Annotated in this window: 15 protein-coding genes; 10 read left to right on the top strand and 5 right to left on the bottom strand. The window is 69.5% G+C overall.

The window, feature by feature from the left end:
* Positions 1-187 precede the first annotated feature (187 nt).
* On the top strand, positions 188-913 hold the full coding sequence (locus AC07EJ_RS42980; protein ID WP_478886283.1) for a class I SAM-dependent methyltransferase: 726 nt from the start codon (positions 188-190) through the stop codon (positions 911-913).
* A gap of 257 nt (positions 914-1,170) precedes the next feature.
* On the opposite strand, the gene AC07EJ_RS42975 is transcribed toward AC07EJ_RS42980, so the two are convergent.
* Together AC07EJ_RS42975 and AC07EJ_RS42970 are read right to left on the bottom strand one after the other, a co-directional pair.
* Complete coding sequence (locus AC07EJ_RS42975; RefSeq protein WP_478886282.1) at positions 1,171-3,933, bottom strand: SpoIIE family protein phosphatase; 2,763 nt, start codon at positions 3,931-3,933, stop codon at positions 1,171-1,173.
* Positions 3,934-4,340: 407 nt separating this feature from the next.
* Complete coding sequence (locus tag AC07EJ_RS42970) at positions 4,341-6,425, bottom strand: SpoIIE family protein phosphatase (RefSeq protein ID WP_393587823.1); 2,085 nt, start codon at positions 6,423-6,425, stop codon at positions 4,341-4,343.
* Positions 6,426-7,293: 868 nt separating this feature from the next.
* On the opposite strand from AC07EJ_RS42970, the gene AC07EJ_RS42965 reads away from it, so the two are divergent.
* Positions 7,294-8,364, top strand: a complete 1,071-nt coding sequence (locus tag AC07EJ_RS42965; protein WP_389484086.1) for an AI-2E family transporter — start codon at positions 7,294-7,296, stop codon at positions 8,362-8,364.
* 368 nt (positions 8,365-8,732) lie between these two features.
* Here the strand turns inward: AC07EJ_RS42965 and AC07EJ_RS42960 are convergent, their stop codons facing one another.
* Positions 8,733-9,560: an IclR family transcriptional regulator gene (locus tag AC07EJ_RS42960; RefSeq protein WP_393587822.1), complete on the bottom strand. Its 828-nt coding sequence runs from the start codon at positions 9,558-9,560 to the stop codon at positions 8,733-8,735.
* 143 nt (positions 9,561-9,703) lie between these two features.
* Here AC07EJ_RS42960 and AC07EJ_RS42955 point away from each other — a divergent pair, with 143 nt between their 5' ends.
* The 4 genes from AC07EJ_RS42955 (at position 9,704) to AC07EJ_RS42940 (ending at position 14,645) form a co-directional block, all read left to right on the top strand.
* Positions 9,704-10,651, top strand: a complete 948-nt coding sequence (locus AC07EJ_RS42955) for a 5-dehydro-4-deoxyglucarate dehydratase (RefSeq protein ID WP_389484081.1) — start codon at positions 9,704-9,706, stop codon at positions 10,649-10,651.
* Entirely contained in the window at positions 10,648-11,940 is a 1,293-nt protein-coding gene (locus tag AC07EJ_RS42950; protein ID WP_478886281.1) for a glucarate dehydratase family protein, read from the top strand. The genes AC07EJ_RS42955 and AC07EJ_RS42950 overlap by 4 nt, the downstream gene beginning before the upstream one ends.
* A 140-nt stretch (positions 11,941-12,080) precedes the next feature.
* The gene (locus AC07EJ_RS42945) at positions 12,081-13,460 is read left to right on the top strand and encodes an MFS transporter (protein WP_478886280.1); all 1,380 of its coding nucleotides are present in this window, start codon (positions 12,081-12,083) and stop codon (positions 13,458-13,460) included.
* A 978-nt stretch (positions 13,461-14,438) separates the two neighbouring features.
* Positions 14,439-14,645, top strand: coding sequence for a DUF5988 family protein (locus AC07EJ_RS42940; RefSeq protein WP_389484075.1), 207 nt, complete (start codon positions 14,439-14,441; stop codon positions 14,643-14,645).
* A 243-nt stretch (positions 14,646-14,888) separates the two neighbouring features.
* Here the strand turns inward: AC07EJ_RS42940 and AC07EJ_RS42935 are convergent, their stop codons facing one another.
* Both AC07EJ_RS42935 and AC07EJ_RS42930 read right to left on the bottom strand, forming a co-directional pair.
* Entirely contained in the window at positions 14,889-17,249 is a 2,361-nt protein-coding gene (locus tag AC07EJ_RS42935) for a GH92 family glycosyl hydrolase (protein ID WP_389484073.1), read from the bottom strand.
* Positions 17,250-17,536: 287 nt separating this feature from the next.
* On the bottom strand, positions 17,537-18,928 hold the full coding sequence (locus AC07EJ_RS42930) for an MFS transporter (protein WP_478886279.1): 1,392 nt from the start codon (positions 18,926-18,928) through the stop codon (positions 17,537-17,539).
* Positions 18,929-19,678: 750 nt separating this feature from the next.
* Here AC07EJ_RS42930 and AC07EJ_RS42925 point away from each other — a divergent pair.
* The 4 genes from AC07EJ_RS42925 (at position 19,679) to AC07EJ_RS42910 (ending at position 25,266) form a co-directional block, all read left to right on the top strand.
* Positions 19,679-20,671, top strand: a complete 993-nt coding sequence (locus AC07EJ_RS42925; RefSeq protein ID WP_389484069.1) for a LysR family transcriptional regulator — start codon at positions 19,679-19,681, stop codon at positions 20,669-20,671.
* A 198-nt stretch (positions 20,672-20,869) separates the two neighbouring features.
* Positions 20,870-22,162: an FAD-dependent oxidoreductase gene (locus tag AC07EJ_RS42920; RefSeq protein ID WP_389484067.1), complete on the top strand. Its 1,293-nt coding sequence runs from the start codon at positions 20,870-20,872 to the stop codon at positions 22,160-22,162.
* Between the two features lie 12 nt (positions 22,163-22,174).
* Positions 22,175-23,986, top strand: coding sequence for a dihydroxy-acid dehydratase (ilvD, locus tag AC07EJ_RS42915; protein WP_478886278.1), 1,812 nt, complete (start codon positions 22,175-22,177; stop codon positions 23,984-23,986).
* Positions 23,983-25,266, top strand: coding sequence for an aconitase X (locus tag AC07EJ_RS42910; protein ID WP_389484064.1), 1,284 nt, complete (start codon positions 23,983-23,985; stop codon positions 25,264-25,266). Before ilvD ends, AC07EJ_RS42910 begins: the two co-directional genes overlap by 4 nt.
* Positions 25,267-25,285 lie beyond the last annotated feature (19 nt).

Below are 25,285 nucleotides of genomic sequence, written 5' to 3'. Positions count from 1 at the left end.
GGGCCGGGCCAAGGTGCCGTTTGTTGTAGTGCCCTCCCGCGGACTCGGCGAGCGGGCTCTGCGCGCGGCCGGCAACTGGAACACCACGTCGGTGTTGCCGGACTCCTCGCCCGTCTCAACTGCGGTGCGCTCGCGGACCCTGTCCGCTACGCGCCCGAATGCGGTTGGCCGCACTGCCGTGAGTGAGATGTTCGGCGCCGACTACACGGTCTCTGTCGAGTTCTACGATCTGCTCCAGGCCGAAACCGACCGCCGCTCGGCAAAACGGCGCTTCGCCGAGGCGGCCGGCCGCGCCCGGCACGGGATCCTTGATGTCGGCGCGGGTACCGGGATCGTCACCGAGACCCTGTTGACCGCCTCCGCCGCGCCCATCCACGCTGTCGAGCCGGCAGCCCCGATGCGCGCGGCCCTGCTGTCCCGCCTGGCTGGTCTGGGCGCTGACCAGCGTGCCCGCGTCACCCTTCACCCCGTGTCCATCGAGAGAGCGGGACTCGAGGAGGTTGCAGACCTGGCCGTCGCCTCCAACGTCATCGCCTGCCTCGACCCCGCCACCCGACGCTCCACCTGGCAGGCAGTCAGCCGCGCGCTCCTGCCTGGCGGGCTACTGCTCTTCGACCCTCCGCCCGCCGAACTGCCGACCGGGCGCGAGACGGTGGGACGGCTCGGGCCGGTCCGGGTAGGCGCGGACATCTACGGTGCCGACATCACCCGAGAACCCGATGGGGGGATCGTGCGGATGGTCTTCACTTATCACGTCGAACGAGACGGACGGGTATTGCGCCAGCAGCGGGAGACATTCGAGCTGTGGCCGGCCGGCGCTTCGCAGATCGGCGCAGAACTTGAGGCACAGGGCCTGCAAGTCGTGCAGGCTCCCAGGGCCGATCTTCTGGCCGCGCGCCGCCCTGCACGTTGACGGCGACGCGTGGGCCGGCGCTGGACGTGCCTCCTCACTCCCGTGTGCCCCGACGTATCGACATAACCCGTCGACAGCGGTGAACCTTCGGCATCGGCCTCCCGCGGGCCGTTGCGCGAGGCACGTCCCATGTCGGGCACGCCGTACAGCCTGCGGTCGGCCGGGCCATGCGACGCGACGTGGGCGGCGACCGCGTCGACGTCGGGCGGTCGTACCGTTTTCCAGAGAGCAGGCTTCTCTGCCTGCGAGCCCGCCCCTCACTCGGGCAGTTGGTCGGTCAGTGCCGCTACATCCAGCGCGGGGGCGCCTCCCAGCGTCTGTTCGGCCCAGATCACTTTGCCGTTCGCCACATAGCGCGTGCCCCACCCGGCCGCGAATTGCGAGACCAGGAACAGGCCGCGGCCTCCTTCGTCGGTCGTTGCCGCGCGGCGCATCCGCGGCGAGGTGTTGCTGCCGTCCGACACCTCGCAGACCAGGGTGCGGCGGCCCAGCAGGATCCTGACCCGGACCGGAGGGGCTCCGTAGCGGATCGCGTTTGTGAGCAGCTCGCTGAGGATCAGTTCGTTGGCGAAGGACTCCTCCTCCAGCGCCCAGTCCTGCAGTCGGCGGCTCACCTCCGTCCGTATCCGGGAGACCGCGCTGACGTCGAACGGTACGTCCCAAAGCGCGACGCGGGAGGGATCGAGCAGTCGGGTGCGGGCCACGAGCAGGGCCACGTCGTCGCTCGGGTGCTTCGGCAGCAGCGTCTCCATCAGGGCCTGGCAGGTCTCCTCCGCTGTCTGGTCCGGATTGGCCACGGCGGCGCCGAGCAGGGTCAGTCCCTCGTCGATGTCCCGCTTGCGGTCCTCGACCAGGCCGTCGGTGAACAGCACCAGGCGACTTCCCTCGGGCAGGTCCAGTTCGCCCGCCTCGAACGGATGCCCGCCCACGCCCAGCGGCGGCGACAGGGGCAGGTCCGGGAACGTCACCCGGCCCACCGGATCCACCACCGCGGGCGCCAGGTGCCCGGCGCGGGAAAAGGTGCAGCGGCCGCCCACCGGGTCGTAGATGGCGTAAAGGCAGGTCGCACCGGTGACCTGCGAGCCCTCGCGGTCCGCCCCGTCCGCCTGCGAGTCCAGGCGCATCACCATCTCGTCGAGATGGCCGAGCAGTTCCTCCGGCGGCAGGTCCAGCGAGGAGAAGTTCAGCACCGCCGTGCGCAGTCGGCCCATGGTCACCGCCGCGTGCAGCCCGTGGCCCACCACGTCGCCTACCACCAGTGCCACCCGGAAGCCGGGCAGGGGGATCACGTCGAACCAGTCGCCGCCGACGCCGGACTGCGCGGGAAGATATCGGAACGCCACTTCCAGCGCGTCCTGCTCGGGCAGATCCCGGGGCAGCAGGCTCCGCTGCAGCGTGACGGCCATCGTGTGCTCACGGGAGTACCGGCGTGCGTTGTCGATCGCGACGGCCGCCCGGGCCCCCAGCTCCTCGGCGACGGCGATGTCCTCCTCCTCGAACCGCGGCGTGCCGGCCTCCCGCCAGAAGTTGACCATGCCGAGCACCACGCCCCGCGCTCTGAGCGGCACCGTGATCAGCGAGTGGATCCCCGACGCCAGCACCTGGCTGGCGCCCTCCGGGTCCTGGGCCTGCCAGTCCCGGGCGTTCCGCAGGTCCGGCACCAGCACGGCCGTGCCGCCCCGTAGCGCCGCCACCATCGGCGTGTCGGCCACCACGAACTGGATCAGGTCGCCCACCGGCTGCAGCGGATGGGACGCGTCGGACCCGTGCAGCGCGGTACGGCGCATCCGGTGCACCGCGCCCGTGGGCTCCTCGCCCTGCAGGACGGCCTCCAGGAGTTCCACGGTGACCACGTCCGCCATCCGCGGCACCGTCACCTCCGCCAGTTCCTCCGCGGTACGCCGGACGTCCAACGTCGTACCGACCCGCACCCCGGCCTCGTACAGCAGCGTCAGGCGTCCGCGCGCCACATCGGCCCGGCCCGACAGCGCCTGCAGCTCCGTGGTGTCCCGGAAACTGGCCACCAGGCCCGGCGCGTCGCGGTACGGAGTGGTGCGCCGGGTGTTCACCGCGAGCAGCCGGTTCCCGGCAGCGCACACCTCGTCGGAGGCGATCTCGCCGGCCACCAGCAGCTGGGTCAGCTCCGGGGACAGCCCCAGTTCCGTGACGTGCCGCTGGTCGGCGTCGTTCGGCAGGTCCAGCAGCTTGCGCGCTTCGTCGTTGGCGAGCAGCAGCCGGCCGTCCGCGCCGACGATCAGCACACCCTCGCGCACCGCGTGCAGCACCGCGTCGTGGTGTTCGTACATCCGGGTCATCGCGGTCGGCCCCAGACCGTGGGTCTGCCGGCGCAGCCGCCGGCTGACGAGGGCGGTCCCCCCGGTCGCGAGCGCCAGGGCCAGCGCGGCTGAGCCCAGCACCACGGGCACCTGCTGGTTCACCAGGTGCCCGAGGGTTTCGATCTGAATCCCGGCGCTGACCACCCCGACCACTCGCCGGCTGGCGTCCGTGACGGGCACCACGGCGCGCACGGCGTCGGACGGCTTGCCGTGGAAGACCTCGGTGAAACTCTCGCCCGCGAGGGCCCGCCGCACGTCCCGGGCCTGGGTGCCGATCAGCTTGGGCTGGGTGTCCGTGAGCCGGATCCCCTTCGTGTTCAGGATGGAGATGAAGTCGACGCCCGCACCGACCTGTGCCTGCATGGTGGGCGTCTGAAGCAGCTTCGTCGGGTCGGGCGACTGGAGCGCGCGTGCCGTGCCGGGGGCGTGGGCAAACACCTCTGCTGCGGCCATGGACCGCTGCCGGGCACTGTTCTCGGCGTCGTAGCGCCCCTGCAGGACCAGGGCGGCGGCCGCCGACGCGACGAGCACGAGGACGACGAGGATCTGCAGCAGGAACACCTGCACGGCCAGAGTGCCGAGGAACCGGGACGGCGTGAGGCGGAGCCCGGCGGAGCGTACCGGACGGCGGCCGCTGAGCGGCGACGCCGCCTTCGATGGGGACCGGCGGGAACGTCCGATCATGTTCAAGTTCTAACACCGCGCTGACCCGCTAGGCGACCGGTATTTCTCGTTTTTTTACGCTTCGCACCCGGCTCGCACGCGGCCCGGGTTCGAGTATGAGGCGGCACTCGGCCAGCCCGAATTGGCCTGTCTCGATGAACCAGGCCAGCAGGCTTGACGCAGGCTCCTCGGGCGTGTATGCGGAACCGCCGAATAGAATGTCCCTCACTGCCGGGGAGATCACGGCCGTCGGATGTGGGCCGATCCCGACCAAGGGGAAGCTGACGCGGCCCCGACGCCGGGCGGGAATCGGAGCCGGGGACTGCACCAGTTCGTCGTAGGGGGCAAACCGGTAACGCGTCGGCCCCACCCACGCAATCCACGGACAGAAGGCCACGGTCTGCGTCAATGACTTCAAGCGCGTCAGGTCAAGTGGTCTGTTCGGGCGTGGCTTGCGCGATGAGTACGGCGACGTCGTCGTGGTCGTCGGGGTGCCGCAGGGTCTGAACGAGCCATGGGCAGGTTGTCTCGAGAGGCCGGCGGGAAGTGTCCAGGGTGTGCAGCAGGGTGTTCAGTCGCTCGTCGATGGGGTGGTGGCGGGTTTCGACGAGGCCGTCGGTGTAGAGGACGAGCCGGTCACCGGGGTTCATTTCGAAGTCGGTGCTCTGGAAGGGGATGCCGCCGACGCCGAGTGGTGCACCGGTGGGCAGGTCGAGCAGTCGGGTACGTCTGTCGGCTGTGGCGAGGACGGGCGGGAGGTGTCCGGCGTTGGCGATGCGGCAGCGGTGTTCGTGGGGGTCGTAGACGGCGTATATGCAGGTGGCGATGTAGTGCTCGAGCCCACAGGTGATCTTGTCGAGGTGCTGGAGGACCTGGTCGGGTTCGAGGTCGAGGTCGGCGAAGGCACAGGTGGCGGTGCGCAGGCGGCCCATGGCGGCGGCGGCGTCGATGCCGTTGCCCATGACGTCGCCGACGACCAGGGCGGTCTTGTCGTCGGTGAGGGGGATGACGTCGTACCAGTCGCCTCCGACTTCGCTGGATGCCTGGGCCGGCTGGTAGAGCGAGGCGACGTCCAGGCCGCGGGTCGGGGGAGGGGGGCCGGGCAGGAGGCTGCGCTGGAGGGTCTCGGCGGCGTTGCGGACGCTCTGGTGCCAGCGGGCGTTGTCGATGGCGACGGCCGCGCGCGCGGCCAGTTCCCCGGCCAGGATCACGTCGTCCTCGTCGAAGGGGAGGGGGTTGCGGGCGCGCAGCAGGTCGAAGGCGCCGAGGACCTCGTTGCGGGCGATCAGCGGCACCGCGAGATAGGAGTGCACTCCCGCCCGTGCCAGGGAAGCGGCGGCGTCGGAGTCTCGGGCGATGCGCAGGAGGTCTTCTTCGCGGGCGCGGGCGACGAGGACCGGTTGCCCGCTGTGGACGCACTGGGTGACCAGCCGGTCTGCCCCGTATGCGGAGAGGTCGCCGACCTGGTCTGTGGCTGCGGTGGCTTCGGTCGGGTAGGCGGCGGCCACGGCCAGTGCGCGGAACACCTCCGGTCCGTCGTGGGGCCTGGAGGTGCGGCGGAAGGCCAGGACGGCGTCCAGGACGTCGACGGCTGCCAGGTCGGCCAGGGCGGGGACAGCGACCTGGGCCAGTTCGTGGGCGGTCTTGTCCACTTCCAGCGTGGTGCCCACGCGGGCGGAAGCCTCGGCGATCACGGACAGGCGGCGACGGGCGCGGTCCGCTTCGGCGGCGGCCGCGTGGCGTGCACTGACGTCGACGACGGAGTTCGCCACACCGATCACGCGGCCGTTGGGGCCTTCGATCCGGTAGTACGACACCGACCAGGCATGGTCGTGATCGGTGTCGGCGGGCGTGCGGCCGACGATGTACTGGTCGATCAGGGGCGTGCCGGTGATCAGCACCTGGAGGAGGGCGGACTCGATCGTGTCGATGTCGAGGCACGGCAGGATGTCGTGGGGGTGGCGGCCGATGTGGTCGACGGCCGGGATGCCGTTGATGCGTTCCAGGGCCGGGTTGACCAGCAGATAGCGCAGATCGGTGTCCAGCAGGGCGATGCCGATGGGAGCCTGCGACACCAGGCGCTGGGACAGGGCCAGGTCCGTCTCCACCCGCTGCAGCGTGCTCTGGTCGGCGGCGATACCTAGGGCATAGACGTCACCGAGGTCGTCCAACAGACGCATGTTGCGAAACTCCACCAGACGAGTGCTGCCGTCCTTGCAGCGGATGGGGAAGGCGCCGGCCCAGCTCGCCCCGGTGCTCATCACCTCGGCAAACAGCTTGATCACCATGTCCCGGTGCTCTTCGCGGACCAGCAAATGTGCCGCGTACTGGCCCAGCGCCTCCTCGGCCGTGTAGCCGAACACGTCATCGGCCTGCGGGCTCCAGAACACGATCCGTCCACCGGTGTCCAACACAACAGCGGCGACACTGAGCAGGTCGAGCAGCCCTCCCGGCGGCGCAGGCCCCTCCGGTCGGGGCTGCTCCTCCCTAGGGAGCGGCTCGTGTGCACCCATCCCTGACGGCTTCCTCCTCAGCGACCCCGGTACGGGGCGCGCGGCGGTAGACGGCTTCAGTTCCATGCTGCTCCCCGACCCGCTGCTGCACTATCCGAGAGCGGCCCTGGCGCCCAAGAATCCGAGGTCGTCCTCGGGCGGCATGAGGCGCGCCCGCCCGACTGTGATCGGTGCACCTGAGCAGGCACAGAATGTGCCCTTGTCGAGCACGTGCCAGTGGAAGGCGGACCGGAACTCGGCGCTGTTGTCGGTCTGGATGAAATCGCCCGGAACGGCAGGCGTTGGATGCCGGAGTCGAGGAATTGGATGGCGGTGGTCCCACCCGTCGGACGGCCCGATCTGCCAGTCGACTGTCCTCGTGTCGCTGAGCCCGGATGGCGTAGGCCGATCGCTATCGCTGTTCGCCGGCCACATCGAGCACCAGAGAGCCGCGCCGCGGGAGATGGCTGTCCTACGCCCGACTGGACGTGAGCGGAGGGTGTCGGGCCGCCCCGGGCGGAGGGCTTGGCCGCGCCCGTCCCGGCTTGCGACGACTCTTCTGCAGCCACACCCTTTCCAAGACGCCCCTTGTGTTCGCTCCGCTTCGGCCCAGTCACATGAGTCCGACAGCGTTGTTCGAAGCCGCCCCTGGGGGAACACGTAGCTGCGCGACTCGACGACGGGAGGCGGTGACACTCAGGTGGACGACCGTTCGCGTCGGTCGCAGCGGCAGCAACCGGGCGGGTCCGGCTCGCGCCCCGGATCCGGTCGCGGTGGGCGACGGCTGCGGTATGTCGTGCTGGGGAGCCGGCCCGCCCGCGGGGTGGGGGCTCAGGCACGGGCACGTACGGCTGGAACGGGAGTGGGGCGCGCCGGGGACCACGACGGCATGGCTGTGAACCGCGGGCTGCGCGTGGCGGCGGCGTACGCATGGCGGCTGCTGCTGCTCGGGGCGGCCGTGTACGCGGCTTTCACGATCCTGGGGCGATTGCAGCTGGTCGGTGTGGCGCTGTTCCTCGCGCTGGTCGTGACGTCGGTGCTGCGTCCGCTGGCCGGCCTGCTGGCGCGGCGCCTGCCGAGGGCCGCGGCAGTTGCGTTGAGCGTGCTGGGGAGCCTGACGGTTGTGCTGGGGCTGCTGGCGCTGGTCGGCGGACTGACAGCAGGGGAATCGACACGGCTGGGACAGGAATTCTCCGGGGGCATCGGGCGGATCCAACGGTGGCTGGAGGGCTCTCCCTTCCACGTGAGCCACGTGGTGCTGTCGGATCTGCAGGGAAAGGTGTCCACGTTCGTCTCGCAGCACCGTTCGGAACTGATCAGCAGCGCGCTCAGCGGCGCCGGGCGGCTGGTGGAAATCCTCACCGCAGCGGCGCTCGCCCTGTTCTGTTCCTTCTTCTTCATGCATTCCGGGGACAAGTACTGGTATTGGTTCCAGGATCTGTTGCCGGAGGGCGCTCGGGACACCTGGGGCCGTGCGGGACGAGCGGCGTGGCGCACGTTCGCCGGGTACACACGGGGCATCATCATCGTGGCGGCATCCAACGCCGTACTGGTCGGGATCGCCCTGTTCGCGCTCCGCGTGCCGCTGGCCCTGCCGCTGATGCTGCTGGAGTTCTTCGCCGCCTTCATCCCTCTGGTCGGCTCACCCATCGCGCTGGCGGTGGCCACGATCGTCGCCCTGGCCGCGCGGGGCCCGGTCATCGCGATCGTGGTACTCGCCCTGATCGTGGTCGTCGGCCAGATCGAAGCCCACGTATTGCATCCACTGGTCCTGAGCTGGGCGGTGCGGCTGCACCCCGTGGTGGTGGCTGTCTCCGTCATCACCGGCAGCATTCTGGCCGGAGTGGTCGGCGCGGTCGTGTCCGTACCCATGGTGTCGGTCGCCTGGTCCGTGGTCTGCGAGCTACGCGAACCGCGTACCCGGCCCGACCCGGACCACCCCGGGCGCTCGCCGGACTGACGGACGCACTGCGCGGTATCTGGACGCCGGTCTGTACGACACCTTCCGCCTGCAGGATGGCGTCGAACGCGGCCGGATAGCGAACGTCCCGGTCCCGGATCAAGAACTTCACCTTGGACCCCGTTTCCTGAAGGCCCATCACCGTTTTACGGGCGAGTTGGGTGGCCCGGGCCGCGGTCGGGTGCGCGGTCGCGCCTAGGATTCGCACGCGCTGGGTGGCGTGCTCGATCACCGCGAGGACGTACAGGGTCGTCCAGGTCAGGGGTATGGTCTCGAATAAGTCGGTGGCGAGGGTGGCCTGTGCTTGAGAACGCAGGAATGCCGCCCAGGTGGTGCTGGCTGTACCGCGACGATCGAGACCGTGGTGCTCAGCGCCAGTCGACTCCGCCCGCGCCCACGCCCTGCGCGAGTCTGGCCTCGATCTCCTCGCGCACCTTCTGCATCACGGTCACGATCCGCCGTTCGCGCGCCTCGGTGAGCCGTGCCACTGGCACCGAGCAGCTGATCGCGTCCCCTGCCGGCGCCTCGCCGTTCACGCGCAGCGCGAAGCCGAATCCGACGATGCCGGTGACGCCCTCCTCGCGGTCGATCGAGTAGCCGCGGGACCGGACCTGTGCGAGGTCGGCGACGAGCGCGGCCAGTGTGGTGTGGGTGCGTGGGGTCAGTGCCTCGTACGGTGTGTCGGGCAGTGCCGTGTCCGGGTGTTCGGCCAGCAGCGCCTTGCCGAGTGCGCCCGCGTGGGCGGGCAGCCAGCGCCCCACTCGGCTGATGGTGCGCAGATACTCGTGCGACTCGCGGGTCGCGAGGTAGGCGATGTCCATGCCGTCGAGGCGGGCCAGATGGATGGTCTCGCCGAGCTGCTCCGAGGCGTCGTCCAGGTACGGGCGCACCACGCGGACCACGGGGTCGGTGTCCAGATAGGTGGTGCCGGTGAGCAGCGTGCGCAGGCCGATTCCGTACAGCGAGGCGGTGGCGTCGGTGCGCACCCAGCCGCGTGCGATCAGGGTCTGCAGCAGCGCGTACATGGAGCTGCGCGGCACGCCCAACTCGTCGGCGAGTTCCTGCAGTCGAGCGGGCCGGTCGCCGCGGGCGGCGAGGAGTTCAAGCAGTTCGACCGTGCGAGCGGCCGACTTCACCTCGCGCACGCCGGATTCAGACGGCCGGAGGGGCTCGACGGGCTCAACAGATTCGGACATGGGCTGATCGTACGTACTGTCACGACCTGCGCGTCCGCCTCTCCACGCCATGCCGAATCGCTTGCTCGAACCCATTGACGGGGTGGTTTCCCGAGCCTACTGTCCATCCCCATGTGCGAACGTCATCTACATACGGAGACAGCATGGTGACTCGGACCCCCCACGCCGGCACTGCGGCGCGGCTGCGCGACGGCATGGCGCAGGGCGTGCTGTCGTTCCCGCTCACCAGCTTCCACGCCGACGGTTCGCTGGACCTCGACGGCTTTCGCAGCTATCTCGCCGGGCAACTGGAGACGAACCCCGGTGCAGTCTTTCCGGCCTGCGGCACGGGGGAGTTCAGCGCCCTCGACGAGGACGAGTACGGCCAAGTCGTCGCCGCCGCCGTGGAGGTGACGGCGGGCCACGTCCCGGTCGTCGCCGGTACCGGCTACGGCTACGCCCAGGCACTGCGCTTCGCCCGTATCGCCGAAGAGGCCGGAGCCGACGCACTCCTCGTCCTGCCGCACTACCTCAACAAGGCCCCGCAGGACGGCCTGGTCGAGCAGCTCCGCCGGATCGCCGACGGCACCCGGCTGCCACTCATCGCCTATCAGCGCGACCACGTGACGTATGACGCGGAGACCGTTCGCCGGATCGCAGCGATCCCCGGCGTCATCGGCCTCAAGGATGGCCACAGCGACCTCGACCGGCTCCAGCGCAGCACCCTCGCCGCCCCCGACGGCTTTCTCTTCTTCAACGGCGCCCCGACAGCCGAGCTCCAGGCCCGCGCCTACGCGACGGTCGGTATCCCCGCTTACTCCTCGGCCGTCCACGCCTTCGCCCCGGAGATCGCCAACGCCTTCTTCCAGGCCCTGTCGGCAGCCGACGACAGCCGCGTCGACAAGCTGCTCGCCGACTTCTACGTCCCCTTCGTCGAGCTGCGCGACCGGCGCCCCGGCTATGCGGTGTCCCTGGTCAAGGCGGCGGCCCGGCTGCGCGGCCGCCCCGTCGGACCGGTCCGCCCGCCCCTCACCGATCCGACCCCCTCAGACCTCGCCGACCTCGAAACACTGCTCACCACCGGCCTGAACCTCGTTGGAGCCACCCGATGAACGACCTGACGATCACCGACGTCCGGCTGACCCCGATCCTCGTCGCCGACCCGCCGCTGCTCAACGCCCAAGGCGTGCACCAGCCGTACACCCCCCGCCTGATCATCGAGGTCACCACGGCGGACGGGATCACCGGTCTCGGCGAGACCTACGGCGACACCAAGTACCTGGAGCTGGCCCGCCCGTATGCCGAGAAGCTGGTCGGCCGGTCGGTCGCGGACCTCAACGGCCTGTTCACGGTCGCGGACGAGGTTGCGGTGGCCGATGAGCGGGTGACGAACCAGGTGGACGTGGGCGGACTGCGAGGCGTCCAGACCGCCGACAAGCTGCGGCTGTCCGTCGTCTGCGGCTTCGAGGTCGCCTGCCTGGACGCGCTCGGCAAGGCACAGGGCCTGCCGGTCCACGCCCTGCTCGGCGGCAAGGTGCGCGACGCCGTCGAGTACAGCGGCTACCTCTTCTACAAGTGGGGCGAGCACCCGAAGGGCGTCGACTCCGAGGTGGACGACTGGGGCGAGGCCGTCGACCCGGCCGGCATCGTCGACCAGGCACGCAAGTTCACCGAGCGCTACGGCTTCCGCTCCTTCAAGCTCAAGGGCGGCGTCTTCGAGCCCGAGCAGGAGATCGCGGCGATACGCGCCCTCGCCGAGGCGTTCCCCACAAGCCCGCTGCGACTCGATCCCAACGGCGCCTGGTCCGTCGACACATCCATCAAGGTCATCGAGGCGCTGCAGGACGTCCTGGAGTACATGGAGGACCCCACTCTCGGTACGTCCAACATGGCCGCCGTCGCCGCCCGCACCGACGTGCCGCTCGCCACCAACATGTGTGTGACGACCTTCGACGAGGTCAAGGAGGCGTTCACCCGCGACGCCGTCCAGGTCGTCCTGTCCGACCACCACTACTGGGGCGGCCTGCGCAACACCCGCGAACTCGCCGCCATATGCCGCACCTTCGGCGTCGGAGTGTCGATGCACTCCAACACCCACCTGGGCATCTCGCTCGCCGCGATGACACACGTGGCGTCCACCGTCCCGAACCTGCACCACGCCTGTGACTCGCACTACCCCTGGCAGTCCGAGGACGTGCTGAACGAACGGATCACCTTCACGGACGGCAAGGTGACCGTCTCCGACACCCCGGGCCTCGGCGTCACCCTCGACCGCGACAGGCTCGCCGTCCTGCACCAGCGCTGGCTGGACGACGACGGCACGATGCGCGAGCGCGACGACGCGGCCGCGATGCGGGTCGCCGACCCGGCCTGGGAAACCCCGGCCGTCCCCCGCTGGTGACACCAACTGCCTGACGGGAGCCGGGCGTTCGTACGTCCCGGCCCCCGGCTCTGGTTGCGGGAGTTCCCCGCCGGGAGCCCCTTCCCGGCCTCGGCGACTCCCGCCCCTGCCGTACCCCGCTTTCACGATCGGAGCCGCTCGTGTCCGCAGTACCCCAGAGCGCCGTCAACGGCGCCGTGCAGCACCCCCCGGCCGTCGAGTCCGCCATCAAGAAGATCTTCAAGCGCGTCATACCGCTGTTCTTCATCATGTTCGTCGTGAACTACATGGACCGGGTCAACATCGGCTTCGCCAAGGACGAACTGAGCGCCGACACCGGTCTGTCGGCCGCCGCGTTCGGCGTCGGCGCCGGCATCTTCTTCATCGCTTACGCGATCTTCGAAGTGCCCTCCAACATCCTCATGGAGCGATTCGGCGCACGGATCTGGCTCACCCGGATCATGATCAGCTGGGGGGTCGTGGCCACCGCCATGGCCTTTGTGAACAGCGCCGAGATGTTCTACGTGCTGCGCTTCCTCCTCGGCGTCGCGGAAGCGGGCTTCTTCCCCGCGGTCATCTACTACTTCTCCCGCTGGCTCCCCGACTCCCACCGCGGCCGCGCCACCTCCGTCTTCCTGATGGGCTCCGGCACGGCGACCGTCATCGTCGGCCCGATCTCCGGCGCGCTCATGGAGATGCACGGCCTCCTCGGTCACGCCGGCTGGCAGTGGATGTTCTTCATCGAGGGCCTCTTCTCGGTCGTCCTCGGCTTCGTCGTCTATCGCTTCCTGGACAACAGCATCGAGAGCGCGGACTGGCTCACCGACGAGGAGAAGCAGGGCCTCGTAGCCACGATCGACGCCGAACAGGCCGCCCGCGAAAGCAAGCGCGGCGCCGCGAAGGTCTCCCGCTGGAAGCTGCTCGCCGACCCCCAGATGCTGCTCTTCCTCTGGATCTACTTCGCGATCAACGTCGCCCTGTACGCGGTGACGTTCTGGCTCCCCTCGATCGTCGACGACATCGGCAACCTCTCCGAATTCCAGGTCGGCCTCCTCACCTCCGTACCCTGGCTGTTCGCGATCGTCGCCGTCTGGGTCTCCGGCCGGATCTCCGACCGCACGGGCAAGCGCCGCCCCCTGCTGATCACGCTGTTGCTCATCGGCAGCCTCGGCACACTCCTCGCCGTGTACGTCTCGCCGTGGCTCGGCCTCGGCGCCCTGTGCATCGCCGCGGTCGGCTTCAAGCCGGCATCCCCCATCTTCTGGACCATTCCGCAGAACTACCTGGACGCCCGCGCTGCCGCCCCGGGCATCGCGCTCATCAATTCCATCGGCAACCTGGGCGGCTTCGTCGCCCCGACCGCCTTCGGCATTCTGGAGACCACGACGGGTTCCACCAAGGGGGGCCTGGTCGGCCTGACGGTGGTCGGAATTCTGGCCGCACTCAGCGTCCTTCTCGTACGAGGAGGCGGCCGGAACGACAGCGTGAGCGGCATGGCCGAAGCCCCGGCAGCGGCCGATGCCAAATCCGCCACCACCTGACAGCGACGATTGCCTACGGACCACGGCATCGCCCGGAAGCCCGACTCTCCGCCTGACCGACGCTTCGGCTGTCCTTGGTGGGAACGTCGGCCTTGCGGGCGATGCCTCATTGGGGCGTGGCTGTACGGGCTTCCTGACACATCCCGCCCAGATCAGGAGATCCAGGGGTAGTTCGCCGTGCACGCGCCGGAAGCCCCATTGATGGTTCTCGGTGCTGAGCCGAATGATCAGGTCGCGAATCTCTTCCGGCAGGGGCGGGCGTTCCGGGGAGGGCGGTTGTGTCCACTGCTTCCTCACCAGCCGCTGGTGCCAGGCCAGCAGGGTCCGCGGTGAGACGATCCGGTGCCCGCGCAGGGCTCGGGGGAGCAGTCGGGCCAGGGCGGCGAGCAGCGCCCGGTCTGACCAGCCGGGCTTGGGCGTGGTGACCTGTCGGCGGAGAACCGCGAGCTCGTGGCCCAGTATCAGTATCTCGACGTTCTTGGCCGCAGAGGATCGGGACAGCAGGATCAGCCACGCGAAGATCCGCACGGTGATCAAGTAGGCAAGTCGTACCAGCACGAGCACTGATCATGCCGGAGAGATGGTGTGCTACGCGCCTTCCCCGAGGCCAGGTCCCGTGAACCCATTCTGGAGCGCTACGGGGCAACGTCGCCGTGGACACCCGCATCGAAGGCAACCGGGCCGTCCCCAGCACGCCGGACACCGCCGACGTGTCCGCCGACACCGTCGCACCGTCGCACCGGCCAGGCTGACCGGCCTCCGGCAGCGCCTGACGACATCGAAAGCCAAGGCCGGGTCGACTTCGCCAGTTTCCTCACCAGCCGCTGGACACGCAGCCCGCTCTCAACTGGGCGCCGCCTGGATCCGCCCTGATGAGCCCCTCGCGGTGGTGGGGGTCGCCGGCACGGAAAGAGGGCGGTGGCAGACGTGTCGGCGCGTCATGAAGGAGCCGGTCGGGCCTGCGGGGAAGATCGGGTCATGGTCGACGAGATGAAAGCAGTTCTCGAGGGCGGTCCTGACGATCTTCCTGAGCGGATCGTCTCCGTCTCCGCGCCCGGGCTCGACATCAAAGTTCCCTTGCGCGGGGGATACGAACACTTCAAGGTCACGACACGTCAGGAGGAGACCTCGCAGGGCCTGTTGCCCGTGTACGAGTGGTGGGAGCGCACGGAACTGCCTGGGTAGGATTCCGCTCGCAGCGTGCGGCCCGAGCGCGGCGGGTGCCAACCACCACTCACTCCGGCCGGATCCGGGCCGGGTAGAGCTCGTCAAGCGACTCGATCATGCCTCGCAGCGCCCGCGCGGGCGCGCTTGGGTGGCGCGTGGAGGGCGAGTTCGAGAACCGCGCGTTCGTCGGTCGTACAGAACGGATTGCACAGCGGGCAGCCGCAGTGCGGCCCCTGTGTGGAGGGGCCGCAGCCGACAACGTCAGTGCTGGTCGATGGCGGGCGGGGCGGCGCTGACGCCCCAGGTCGTGGGCTTGTCGGAAAGGTCGATCTTGATCGTGCCGGAGCGGAGCAGATCCTTGTGGGAGAGCCAGCTCTGGTGCAACGTGCCCTTGCCCGTGTTCACGGAGGACACGTACTGGAGCTTCGACGCGTCAGCGCCCGGCGCCTCGATGTTGATCTTGCGTCCGTGTTCGGGCCGGATCTCGACCTTTTCGAACATGGGCGCAGTAACGATGTAGTTGGCGGAGCCGGGCTGCGCCTCGAACACGCCGGCCATGGCGAAGACGAGCAACGACGACGTGGCGCCGAGGTCGTCGTTGCCGGGCATGCCGTACGCGTCGTCGGTGAAGAGCGTTCGCATCGCACGCAGCACCGCGGACGTCTTCCACGGGGCGCCGGTCCACGAGTACATCCACGGAGTGTGGAAGTCGGGCTCGTTGTTGGGGTTGAAGGCGAAGTTGTTGTGGTAGTCGTACGCGCCGCTCACCCACGACTCCGAGGCGGCCTTCGCCGGGTCGGTGAGGACGGTCGGCATGTCGAAGAACTTGTCCAGCCGCTGCTCCGCAGCCGCCTGGCCGCCCATGAGACCGAAGAGGGTCTGCGGGTCCTGCTGGGCGAGCCACTGGTACTGCCATGCGGTGCCCTCGTGGAACGCACCGGCCTGGGTGGGGTCGGGATCACCGGCGACGGTGCCGTCCTCGTTCTTGGCGACGGGGAACCCTGAGAAACCCTGCGACGTGACGCTCGGGTCCCACAGCTTGGCGAAGTTGTCGCAACGCGAGGCGAGCGTCGCGGCCTTGTCCTGGTAGCCCAGGTCACCGGCCATCGTGGACAGCGCACAGTCGCCGAGTGCGTACTCGAGTGTGGCCGAGCCCGACTGGCGGCTGTCGCCGTACAGGTAGCCGGGCAGGTTCTGGTACCCGACCCAGCCGTTCTTGACGTACGACGGATTGCCGTCACGGCCACGGAAGACCGACTGGTCGGTGGGGACCTCGTTGGCGTTCTTCCACAGGGCGTCGAAGAGCTGGTGCGAGGTGTGCTTGTCGAGCAGCCCACGCTGGTAGATGTCGACGATCCACGGGGTGATGGGATCGCCGCTCATCACGTTGGTCTCGCCGCCACCGAGCCCCCAGCGCGGCAGCCAGCCGCCGTCCTGGTAGATGTGCAGCACGGACTTGGCCATGTCCGCGGCCCTGTCCGGGTTGAGCAGGGCCACCAGCTGGTTCTGCGAGCGGTAGGTGTCCCAGAGCGAGAACATTTGGTAGTACGTGGAATCCGCTCGGTGCACCTTGTCGTCAAAGCCGCGGTAGCGGTTGTCGACGTCAGAACCGATCGACGGGTGCAGCAGCGAGTGGTAGAGCGCGCTGTAGTACGTGCGCTGGTCGGCGGTGCTGCCGCCGGCCACGCGCATCCGGTTCAGCTCGTCGCGCCAGGCGTCGTGCGCGCCGGCGCGGGCCTTGTCGAACGACTTGGGCTGCTCGGCCCCGCGGTTGAGGCGCGCGCCGTCGATCGAGGTGTAGGACAGGCCCACCGACGTACCGACCTGGTCGCCCTTGGCCGGGTCGAACGTCAGCCAGGCACCGGCGCGCTTGGTGCCGCGCGATGCTTCGCGCTGGTTCGGCGTGAGGGTGCCGTCGGTCCAGGTGCCGTACTTCGAGAACGTCCGGTCGAACTTGGCGCTGAAGTAGACCCGGTAGCGCTCCTTGCCGGTCTCGCCGCAGAAGTTGCCGCCCTGGACCCAGCCTTCCACGGTGTCGTTGCCGACCACCTTGACGTCGCCGGCGTAGGTGCTGCCGTTGCTCTCGCCGGCCTCGATGAGCACGTTCTCGGAGCCTGATCCGCCGGGGTAGGTGTAGCGGTGCTGGCCGGTCCGCTGCGTGGCGGAGAGCTCGGCCTTGATGCCGTTGTCGAACTTCACGCCGTAGTAGCCGGGCGCGCGGGTCTCGTTGTCGTGACTGAACTTCGCACCGTACTGCGCCGGGTCGGACGAGGTGACCGCACCGGTGGTCGGCATGAACCGGATGTTGCCCATCGTCTGGCAGCCGACGCCCGACAGGTGTGTGTGGCTGAAGCCGAGGATGGTGTCCTGGGCGTAGTCGTACGAGGCGTACTTGTTCAGCTGCGTGTCAGGACTCAGCTGCACCATGCCGAACGGCGCGGCCGCGCCCGGGAAGGTGGTCCCGTCACCGTTGTTGCCGATCGATGTGTCGACCAGCGTCGTGGGGTCATCGGCGAACTTCGCTCCCCGCTCCTTGGCGTTCGCGACGCCGGCGGTGGCGGAGGCCATGGCCATAGTGGTGACGATCAACAAGGCGGTGAACACGCGTCTCAGCGCTCTCATCGCGATCCTCTCGGTACGACAACGTTGTCAAGTCAGTGCCTGTCGATCTTTGCCCTTTCAGTGTCGTTCCGTCAATCCATCCTTTTCCGCGGCCGGTTGGGTGTGGGAGGGGCCAAGGCGCTTGCCTGCGTGGCTTCGTCAGGGCGTGCTGGTTCTGCGGGAGTGTTGCAAACCCACCCTTACGGTCCCTCTGGGATGCCGCCCGACGTCTGGCAGGCGGAGCCGGGCGACGGCCTCGCCGAGACGCCGCCTGGCCTGGATCTCCGGAGGGTGGGGCGGGTGGTCGTTCAGATGGCGTCCAGCGCCAGCCCCTTCGTCCTGGGGCCGAAGAGCCCCACGTTGAGGCACAGCAGCACCATGAGTGCGGCGGAGCCGGCGAACACCGCGGTCGCGCCGAGGTTGTCGAGGACACTCAGTGCGATGAACGGCAGGATCACGGAGACCAGCCGCGACAGCGAGTAGGCGATGCCGATGGCGCTGCTGCGTAGGTTCGTGGGAAAGATTTCGGCCTGGTAGACGTGGAACGCGTTGGAGAAGACGTTGCTGCAGAGTGTCAGCAGGAAGCCGCTTCCCACGATCAGCCAGGCCGCGTCGGCGAACCCGAACAGGACGCCGAAGAAGGCCTGGCCGAGGGCGGCGACGATGATGAGGGTGCGGCGCTCGAACCGCTCGATGAGCGGAATCGACAGAGCGGAACCCAGCGGGTAGCCGCAGAAGCTGAGCGCCGCGTACCCGAGCGAGGCGGTTGTCGAGTGGCCCTTGGCTGCGAGGACGACGGGGGCCAGAGAGCCGAAACCGTAGTAGCCGACGGTCTGCAGGACCTGGAAGATCCACCACATGACGGTGCGGCGGCGGTAGGGCGGCTGGAACATCCGGCGCAGTGGAACCCGCACGGTGGGGACCGCTTCGGTCTCGGTCTCGACTTCGGCCTGTCGTGGCGCGGGGCGCTTACCGGCAGTCCCCGGTTCGTTGACTGTCTCGATGTGCGCGACGATGGCCTCGGCTTCGGCGCGCCGTCCCTTGGCCTCCAGCCATCGGGGGGACTCGGGGAGAGTGCGCCGCATCCATTGGATGCAGAAGGCGCCGAACGCGCCCGCCACCAGCAGCCAGCGCCAGCCGGAGACCCCGGCGATCTGGTGCTCGGCCACCAGGCGTGCGCCGAGGAGCGCCGCCAGTGGCACACCGAGGAACCCGACGGTGTAGGCCCAGGCGATGTAGCGTCCGCGCACGGCCGTCGGCAGCAGCTCGGAGAGGTACGTGTCGACGAGCACGAGTTCGGCGCCGAGCCCGAGTCCGGCGAGGAACCGGGCCGCGATGAGCCAGTTCACGTCGGGCGCGGCGGCGCACAGCAGGGAGAACGCGGAGTACGTGGCGAGGTTGACCAGGAACATCCGGCGTCGGCCGAAACGGTCGGCGAGGAGTGACATGACGTTGGCGCCGACGAACATCCCCAGGAATCCGGCGGCGATGATCCACGACTTCTGGGTCTGGCTCAGATGCCAGGGCTCGGTGAGCGCGGCGGCGAGTACACCGCCGAGGAACACCTCGTAGAGGTCGAAGAAGGCGCCGATGCCGACGATCGCCGTGAGCCGTCGGTGCCAGGGGCCGGGCCGCAGTACCTCGAGGCGGCGGGACACCGGTGAGGGAGAGCCGGCGGTGGAAGGGGTGGTTTGCGTCATGCGCCTGTCAGCTCCTTTCAAATGTATGCAAGGTACATGCATGCGATGCGACGTGACCATGGTCGTGACGTGGTCGGATACCGGACTCGCGGCCGTCGCGACGGGCTGTCCGGCCGGGCGTTCGGCCTGTGCTCGGGCTCCATGGTGTGGCGGTCGTTCAGGGAAGGAGCCCATCCATGAGGTGGGTTCGGGAGGACCATGTGAAGCACGGGCGAATGCAGCGCGGGCGAAGGGCCGTACGGACACGGGAGTTGTCGCCGTGTTGGTGCTTCCGCGCAGCTGCTCGGCTAGCGACCCGGACCGGACGCAGGCGTGGCAGCGGGACCTGGCAGGACGCGAGGGCCCGCAGGCGGTGTGACGGGTGACCGCCGACTGGGTGTGCTGGTGCTGGCCCGCCACGGGTGAACTCGTCGACTTCGACAGCCCGTTCGCGCAGTGGCAGTCGGCCGACGAGCCGATCGGCCGGTCGGATCGTCATGTACCGCGTAGGCATTCACCGTTGACGGGTGTGCACGACACCTGCGCGAACTGCGTCGAAAGTCAGAGAGGCGCCCCTCCAGCACCGTCGACTGGCAGGCACTCACGACCACGCCCCTGTGGGACCTGACCAGCGGGGACGAGGTTTCTGGCACCCACAGGGCGGTCACGGACCTGAGCCCGACACGGGTGACCTGGCGAACGGGCTCGCTTCCGGCCAGCGGAAGGTCCCCTTGCCCCCGCACCGTCGCCCAGGGCAATCTCCGCCCCACCATGACTGAACCCACCACTAAACCCACCACCGAACCCCGCCCCCGCCCCGCCGCCCACCTGGCCAACCTGGACCTGAACCTCCTGGTCACCTTGAGGGCACTGTTTCGCGAACGCAACGTCACCCGTGCCGCCCGCAGCCTCGGTGTCACCCAGCCCGCCGTCAGCGCCGCGCTGTCCCGGCTGCGACGGCACTTCGGCGACGAACTGCTCGTACGCACCCAGGGCGCCTACGTACTCACGCCCTTGGCCGCGCAACTGGCCGGACAAGTGGAGACGGTGTGCGCGGCGACCGAGCGCCTCTTCGCGACCGGCAGCGCCTTCGAACCAGCCACCTCGCGCCGGGAGTTCACCCTCCTGATGGCCGACTATCCGGCGACAGTGATCGGCCCGCACCTGTCTCGACTGCTGGCCGGTGAAGCCCCGAACTGCTCCTTGCACATGCAACTGGTCAGGGAGGTGATCGGCGGGGATGCCACCGACACGCTACGTCTCGTGGACGGCGTCATATCTCCCGCGCTCGGCCATTTCCAGGTGCCCGGAGCCGCATCGGCCCCACTGTTCCGGGACCGGTGGGTATGCCTGGTCGCGGCGGAGCATCCGTTGGCGGCGGCGGACCGCTTCGGTACGGACGAACTCGCCGGGCAACCCTGGGTGGTGCCCTACCACCGCGACGACGGATACCCGTCCGCGGCGCCCGCCACCCGGCAACTCAGTGCGCTCGGCATCCGTCCCCATATCGCCGTCCGGGTGGAGAGCTACCGGGCCGTACCCGACTTCATCGCGGGGACACACCGCGTGGCGTTGGTACCCTCTCGGCTCGCCGCGAGTCTGCCCGATGACGCGGGCCTGCGCACCCTCGCGTGCCCGACAGCCCTCGAACCGTTCGACGAGCACCTGTGGTGGGACGCCGGCCATGACCAGGACCCGGCCCACATGTGGCTGCGCTCACTGGTGCGCAGGGCTGCGGACCGACTTCCCGCGCTCGTTCCCTGAGCCGGCCCCCTTCCTGCTTCCCGGCCCACGACCAATCTCGGCCCACGACGATAAACGCCATTGATACCCCTCAGTCGAACACCTTATTGACCAGGGCGTTCCCGTAAGCCGGAAGGCTCTCCTACTGTGCGGCGCAGGCCCTGACCACCCGGGCTGCACCCGCTTTGCCCCGTCTCATCGCGCTGCACGGAGTCGCTGATGCCGCACGCCCTCACCGAACTCAAAATCCACACCGTCACCAAGTCACCCGGCACCGCACCCCACGAACTCACCGCCGACCTGTGTGTCGTGGGCGCCGGAGTCTCCGGTGTCTCGGCCGCCGTCGAGGCCGCCAGGCTCGGCCGCGACGTCGTACTCGTCGACTCGCTGCCGTTGCTCGGCGGCCAGATGGTGAACTCCCTCATCGGCCTGTTCTGCGGAGTGTTCGGCAACGGCCCGGACTACCACCAGTTGACCCACGGCATCTTCGACGGCATCCTCACCGATCTCGACAAGACCGGTGACCTGCACTACAACCGCGGACACACCCTCACCGTCAACTATGACGAGGTGGCCCTGGGCCGCTGGGTGGAACGCACCGTCCACGACCTGGGCATCAGGGTCGTACTCGGCGCGGGCATCACCGAGGTGGAGCGTCCGGGCCGCCGGATCGAGGCTGTTTCCTTCGCCACCCGGCACGGCGCCGTCCGCGTCACCGCGTCCGGCTTCGTCGATGCCACCGGCGACGCCGCCCTCGCCTGGGAAGCGGGCCTGCCCTGCCGGCTTCCCGAGCGCACCATTTACGGCTCGCAGCAGCTCGTCCTCGAACACCTCCACGAGGAGCACCAGCCGGGCCGTGACGAACTCGCCGCACACGTCGCAGCGAAGGCCGCCGCCTACGGACTGCCGCGCCGCGACGGCCTCGCCTTCTTCTTCCCCGGCCGGGGCACCGCCGTCCTCAACATGACGCACATCCCCGCGCCCCTCGACCCCGTCGCGAGCTCTGCTGCCCAGCTGGAAGGCCGCGAACAGGCCGACCGTGTGGTGGAGTTCCTGCGCACCGAGTTCCCCAAGGCGTTCGGTGACGCCAGGGTCCGCGCCTATGGACTCCCCGGCCGCCGGCAGACCCGCTGGATCAAGGGCGTCCACCAGCTGTCCCTCGACGAGGTGCGCACCGGCGTCCGCTTCGAGGACGCGGTCGCCCGCACCGCCTGGCCCGTCGAACTGCACGACCGGGCCGACGGCTATGTCTGGGAGACGTTCGACGCGGACCATGTGCACTACGTGCCGCTGCGTTCCCTCCTCTCTCCCGACTGCGACAACCTCGTCGCCGCGGGCCGCTGCGCGGACGGTGACGCGGCCGCCCTCTCCAGCGTCCGCGTGATGGGGCCCTGCGCAGCCATGGGGGCGGGTGCGGCGCACGCCCTGGACCTGGCAGGCCCCGAAGGCAGCGTGCACACCGTCGACCCCACCGCGCTGCGGGCCCGCGTTGCCGACAACGTAGAGAGCTGAGGGCCCTTCGCCATGAACGATTTCACCGAGCTGCGATCCACCCCCCTGCGCAGCAACTACCGCCCCGGAACTTCCCCTTGGGCCGTCCGCCGCGCCCAGTGGCGCGCGCTCGGCCTCACCGACGAGGACATGGCCAAACCGAAGATCGCCATCGTCAACTCGTCGTCCCAGCTCGCCTCCTGTTACAGCCATCTCGACGAGATCGCCGTCGCCGCCAAACAGGCGATCGCCGACGCCGGCGGCATCGGCTTCGAAATACGCACCGTCGCCCCGAGCGACTTCATCCACAGCGTGGGCGGCCGAGGCGGCTACATCCTCTCCGCCCGCGACCTGATCACCCATGACATCGAGGCGGCCGTGGAGGGCGCCCAACTCGACGGCATGCTGTGCCTGGCCTCCTGCGACAAGACCGCGCCGGGCCAGCTGATGGCGGCCGCCCGCCTGGACCTGCCCTCGCTCATCGTAGGCTGCGGCTACCAGCCCTGCGGCACCTTCGCGGGCCGCCACTGCGACATCGAGGACGTGTTCCTCGCCGCGGGCCACCACGCACAGGGCCGCCTCGGCCTCGACGAACTGACCGGCATGAGCGAGAACGCCGTCGCCGGACCGGGAGTCTGCGCGGGGATGGGCACGGCCAACTCGATGCACATCGCCTGTGAGGCCCTCGGTCTCGCGCTGCCCGGGTCGACGCCCGTGCAGGCGAACAGCCCCCGCATGTGGGATGACGTACGTGCGGCGGGCCGCCGGATCGTCGACCTGGTACGTGAGGACGTCCGCCCGCGCGCCCTGCTCACCCGCGAGGCGTTCGAGAACGCCGTCACGGTGATGCTGGCCCTCAGCGCCTCGATCAACTCCGTCAAGCACCTCCAGGCCGTCGCCGAGGAGGCCGAGACCGGCATCGACGTCTACGGTCTGTACGAGGAACTGGCCGACCGGGTACCGCTGTTGGCTGCGGTGCGCCCCAACGGGCCGCATTCCATCGAGGAGTTCGAGGCGGCCGGGGGAGCCCTCGCGGTCATCCGGCAGCTCGGCGACCTGCTCCATCGCGACGCGCCCACCGTGTCCGGACGCACCCTCGGCGAGGAGAGCGCCCGCCGTCCCGTCACCGGGCCGGAGGTCATCCGCAGCCGCGAGCACCCGCTCGGCTCCCGCCCCACCATCGTGCTCGTGCGCGGCTCCCTGGCCCCCGAGACCGGCATCGTCAAACTCTCCGTCGACGAGGATCGCCCCGGGGCGTTCACCGGTCCGGCCAAGGTCTACGAGACCCCGACGGCCGCCCTCGACGGGCTGCGGGACGGCGAGGTGCTGCCCGGCCAAGTGCTCGTCCTGAGAGGCCTCGGACCCAAGGGCACCCCCGGCATGGGCATGGCCTCACGGCCCGTCTTCGCCCTCGACGGGGCGGGGCTGACCGGCAAGGTCGCGGTGGTCACCGACGGCCAGCTCTCCGGCCTGGTCAACAAGGGCATCGTGGTCGGGGAGGTGTCCCCGGAAGCCGCCGAAGGAGGTCCACTCGCCCTAGTCCGCGACGGCGACACGATCCGCGTCGACCTGGGAACCCGGCGCATCGACCTCCTCGTCCCGGAGGCGGAACTCGCCCTGCGCGACGCCGACGATGCCCGCGCCGCCGCCGCACCCGAACCGGTCACCGGCTGGCTCTCCGTCTACCGGCGCACCGTCCGCCCCCTGCAGGAGGGTGCGGTCCTCACTCCACGCCCATCGGCCGACGCCGACGCCGAGGCCCGGCCTGCGCGGGAAGTCCCGAGCGCGCCGGCCGGCCGCCGCCCCATCGACCGAGGCCCCGCCGACGAAAGCCGTCCCGTATGAACCTCACCGACTCCGACAAGGCCATGCTCGACGGCGCCGAGGGACCCGCGGTCGCCGCGGCCATGGACCTCTTGGTCCGCTATGGACGGGCTCTCGACGCCGAGCACCTCTGCGACGTACGCAACGTCGCCGGCACCATGACCCAACCCTCGCCCGCCAAGGCACGCCTGGTGGCCGAAGGCGGCTGGGACAAGGCGTATGCCGTCCTCAACCTGGACAGCGACGGCGACTTCACCATCCCCGACATGCGCGTCCCCACCTGCCAGCTCCAGCAGAGCTTCGGCCCCGACGCCGCGGGCATCGCCCCGCACCCCGCCCACGACCTGGTGCAACTTCAGTCGGACGCCGAGTCGTTCTACGGCCGCAAAGGCGTCAACATCCTCGCCACCTGCACGCCCTACCAGGTCGGCAACATCCCCGTACGAGGGGAGCATGTCGCCTGGATGGAGTCCTCGGCCGTCGTCTACGCCAACTCCGTGCTCGGCGCCCGCACCAACTGCGAGGGCACCGCTTCCACGGGAGCCGCTTCGCTCACCGGGCGCATCCCCTGCTGGGGCAACCACCGCAGAGCCAATCGCCTGGGCACCCACCACATCAAGGTCCGCACCCGCGTCACCGGCGCCCTCGACTGGGGCATGCTCGGCTACTTCGCGGGTGACCTCGTCCAGGAGGAACGCCCCGTCATCAGCGGGGACCTGGGGCAGCCCGACCTCCTCGACCTCAAGCACTTCGGGGCGGCGGCGGCCTCCTCGGGCGGCGTCGAGATCTTCCATCTGCCGGGTATCACCCCGGAGGCCCCCACTCTGGAGTCGGCGTTCGCAGGCGACACCGTCCCCGAAGCAGTGCCCTACGGCGCGGACGAACGCCGCGCCGTCTACGAGGACCTCAACTCCCAAGGCACCCGCACCGATGTCGACTTCGTCCTCCTCGGCTGTCCGCACGCCTCCCTCGACCAGGTCCGCGACACCGCCCGCCTCCTGGAGGGCAGACGGCTCAACTCCGGTACGCAGCTGTGGCTCATGGTGCCGCGTGCCCTGCGCACCACTGCCGACCGCAACGGCTGGACCGCGGTCATCGAGGCGGCCGGCGCCAGGGTCATGACCGACTCCTGCCCCGCCATGTCCCGCACCGCGCCGCCCGGCACCAAGGTGTTCGCGACCGACTCGGCCAAACAGGCCCACTACCTGCCCGCGATCCTCGGTATCGAGGCGTGGTTCGGGACGCTCGCCGACTGCGTCGAGGCAGCTGTCACCGGCCGCTGGAAGGGAGAACTACGGTGAATCAGACGGAATGCGGAGG

The sequence above is a fragment of the Streptomyces sp. NPDC045026 genome, from assembly GCF_056432625.1.
This window is presented reverse-complemented; position numbering and strand designations above follow the sequence as displayed.

Coding starts and splice junctions, on each gene's coding strand:
- AC07EJ_RS42950 (WP_478886281.1), top strand. CDS start 10,648: ATGAACGACCTGACGATCACCGACGTCCGGCTGACCCCGATCCTCGTC.
- AC07EJ_RS42975 (WP_478886282.1), bottom strand. CDS start 3,933: ATGATCGGACGTTCCCGCCGGTCCCCATCGAAGGCGGCGTCGCCGCTC.
- AC07EJ_RS42955 (WP_389484081.1), top strand. CDS start 9,704: ATGGTGACTCGGACCCCCCACGCCGGCACTGCGGCGCGGCTGCGCGAC.
- AC07EJ_RS42980 (WP_478886283.1), top strand. CDS start 188: ATGTTCGGCGCCGACTACACGGTCTCTGTCGAGTTCTACGATCTGCTC.
- AC07EJ_RS42920 (WP_389484067.1), top strand. CDS start 20,870: ATGCCGCACGCCCTCACCGAACTCAAAATCCACACCGTCACCAAGTCA.
- AC07EJ_RS42925 (WP_389484069.1), top strand. CDS start 19,679: ATGACTGAACCCACCACTAAACCCACCACCGAACCCCGCCCCCGCCCC.
- ilvD (WP_478886278.1), top strand. CDS start 22,175: ATGAACGATTTCACCGAGCTGCGATCCACCCCCCTGCGCAGCAACTAC.
- AC07EJ_RS42970 (WP_393587823.1), bottom strand. CDS start 6,425: ATGGGTGCACACGAGCCGCTCCCTAGGGAGGAGCAGCCCCGACCGGAG.
- AC07EJ_RS42910 (WP_389484064.1), top strand. CDS start 23,983: ATGAACCTCACCGACTCCGACAAGGCCATGCTCGACGGCGCCGAGGGA.
- AC07EJ_RS42940 (WP_389484075.1), top strand. CDS start 14,439: ATGGTCGACGAGATGAAAGCAGTTCTCGAGGGCGGTCCTGACGATCTT.
- AC07EJ_RS42930 (WP_478886279.1), bottom strand. CDS start 18,928: ATGACGCAAACCACCCCTTCCACCGCCGGCTCTCCCTCACCGGTGTCC.
- AC07EJ_RS42935 (WP_389484073.1), bottom strand. CDS start 17,249: ATGAGAGCGCTGAGACGCGTGTTCACCGCCTTGTTGATCGTCACCACT.
- AC07EJ_RS42960 (WP_393587822.1), bottom strand. CDS start 9,560: ATGTCCGAATCTGTTGAGCCCGTCGAGCCCCTCCGGCCGTCTGAATCC.
- AC07EJ_RS42965 (WP_389484086.1), top strand. CDS start 7,294: ATGGCTGTGAACCGCGGGCTGCGCGTGGCGGCGGCGTACGCATGGCGG.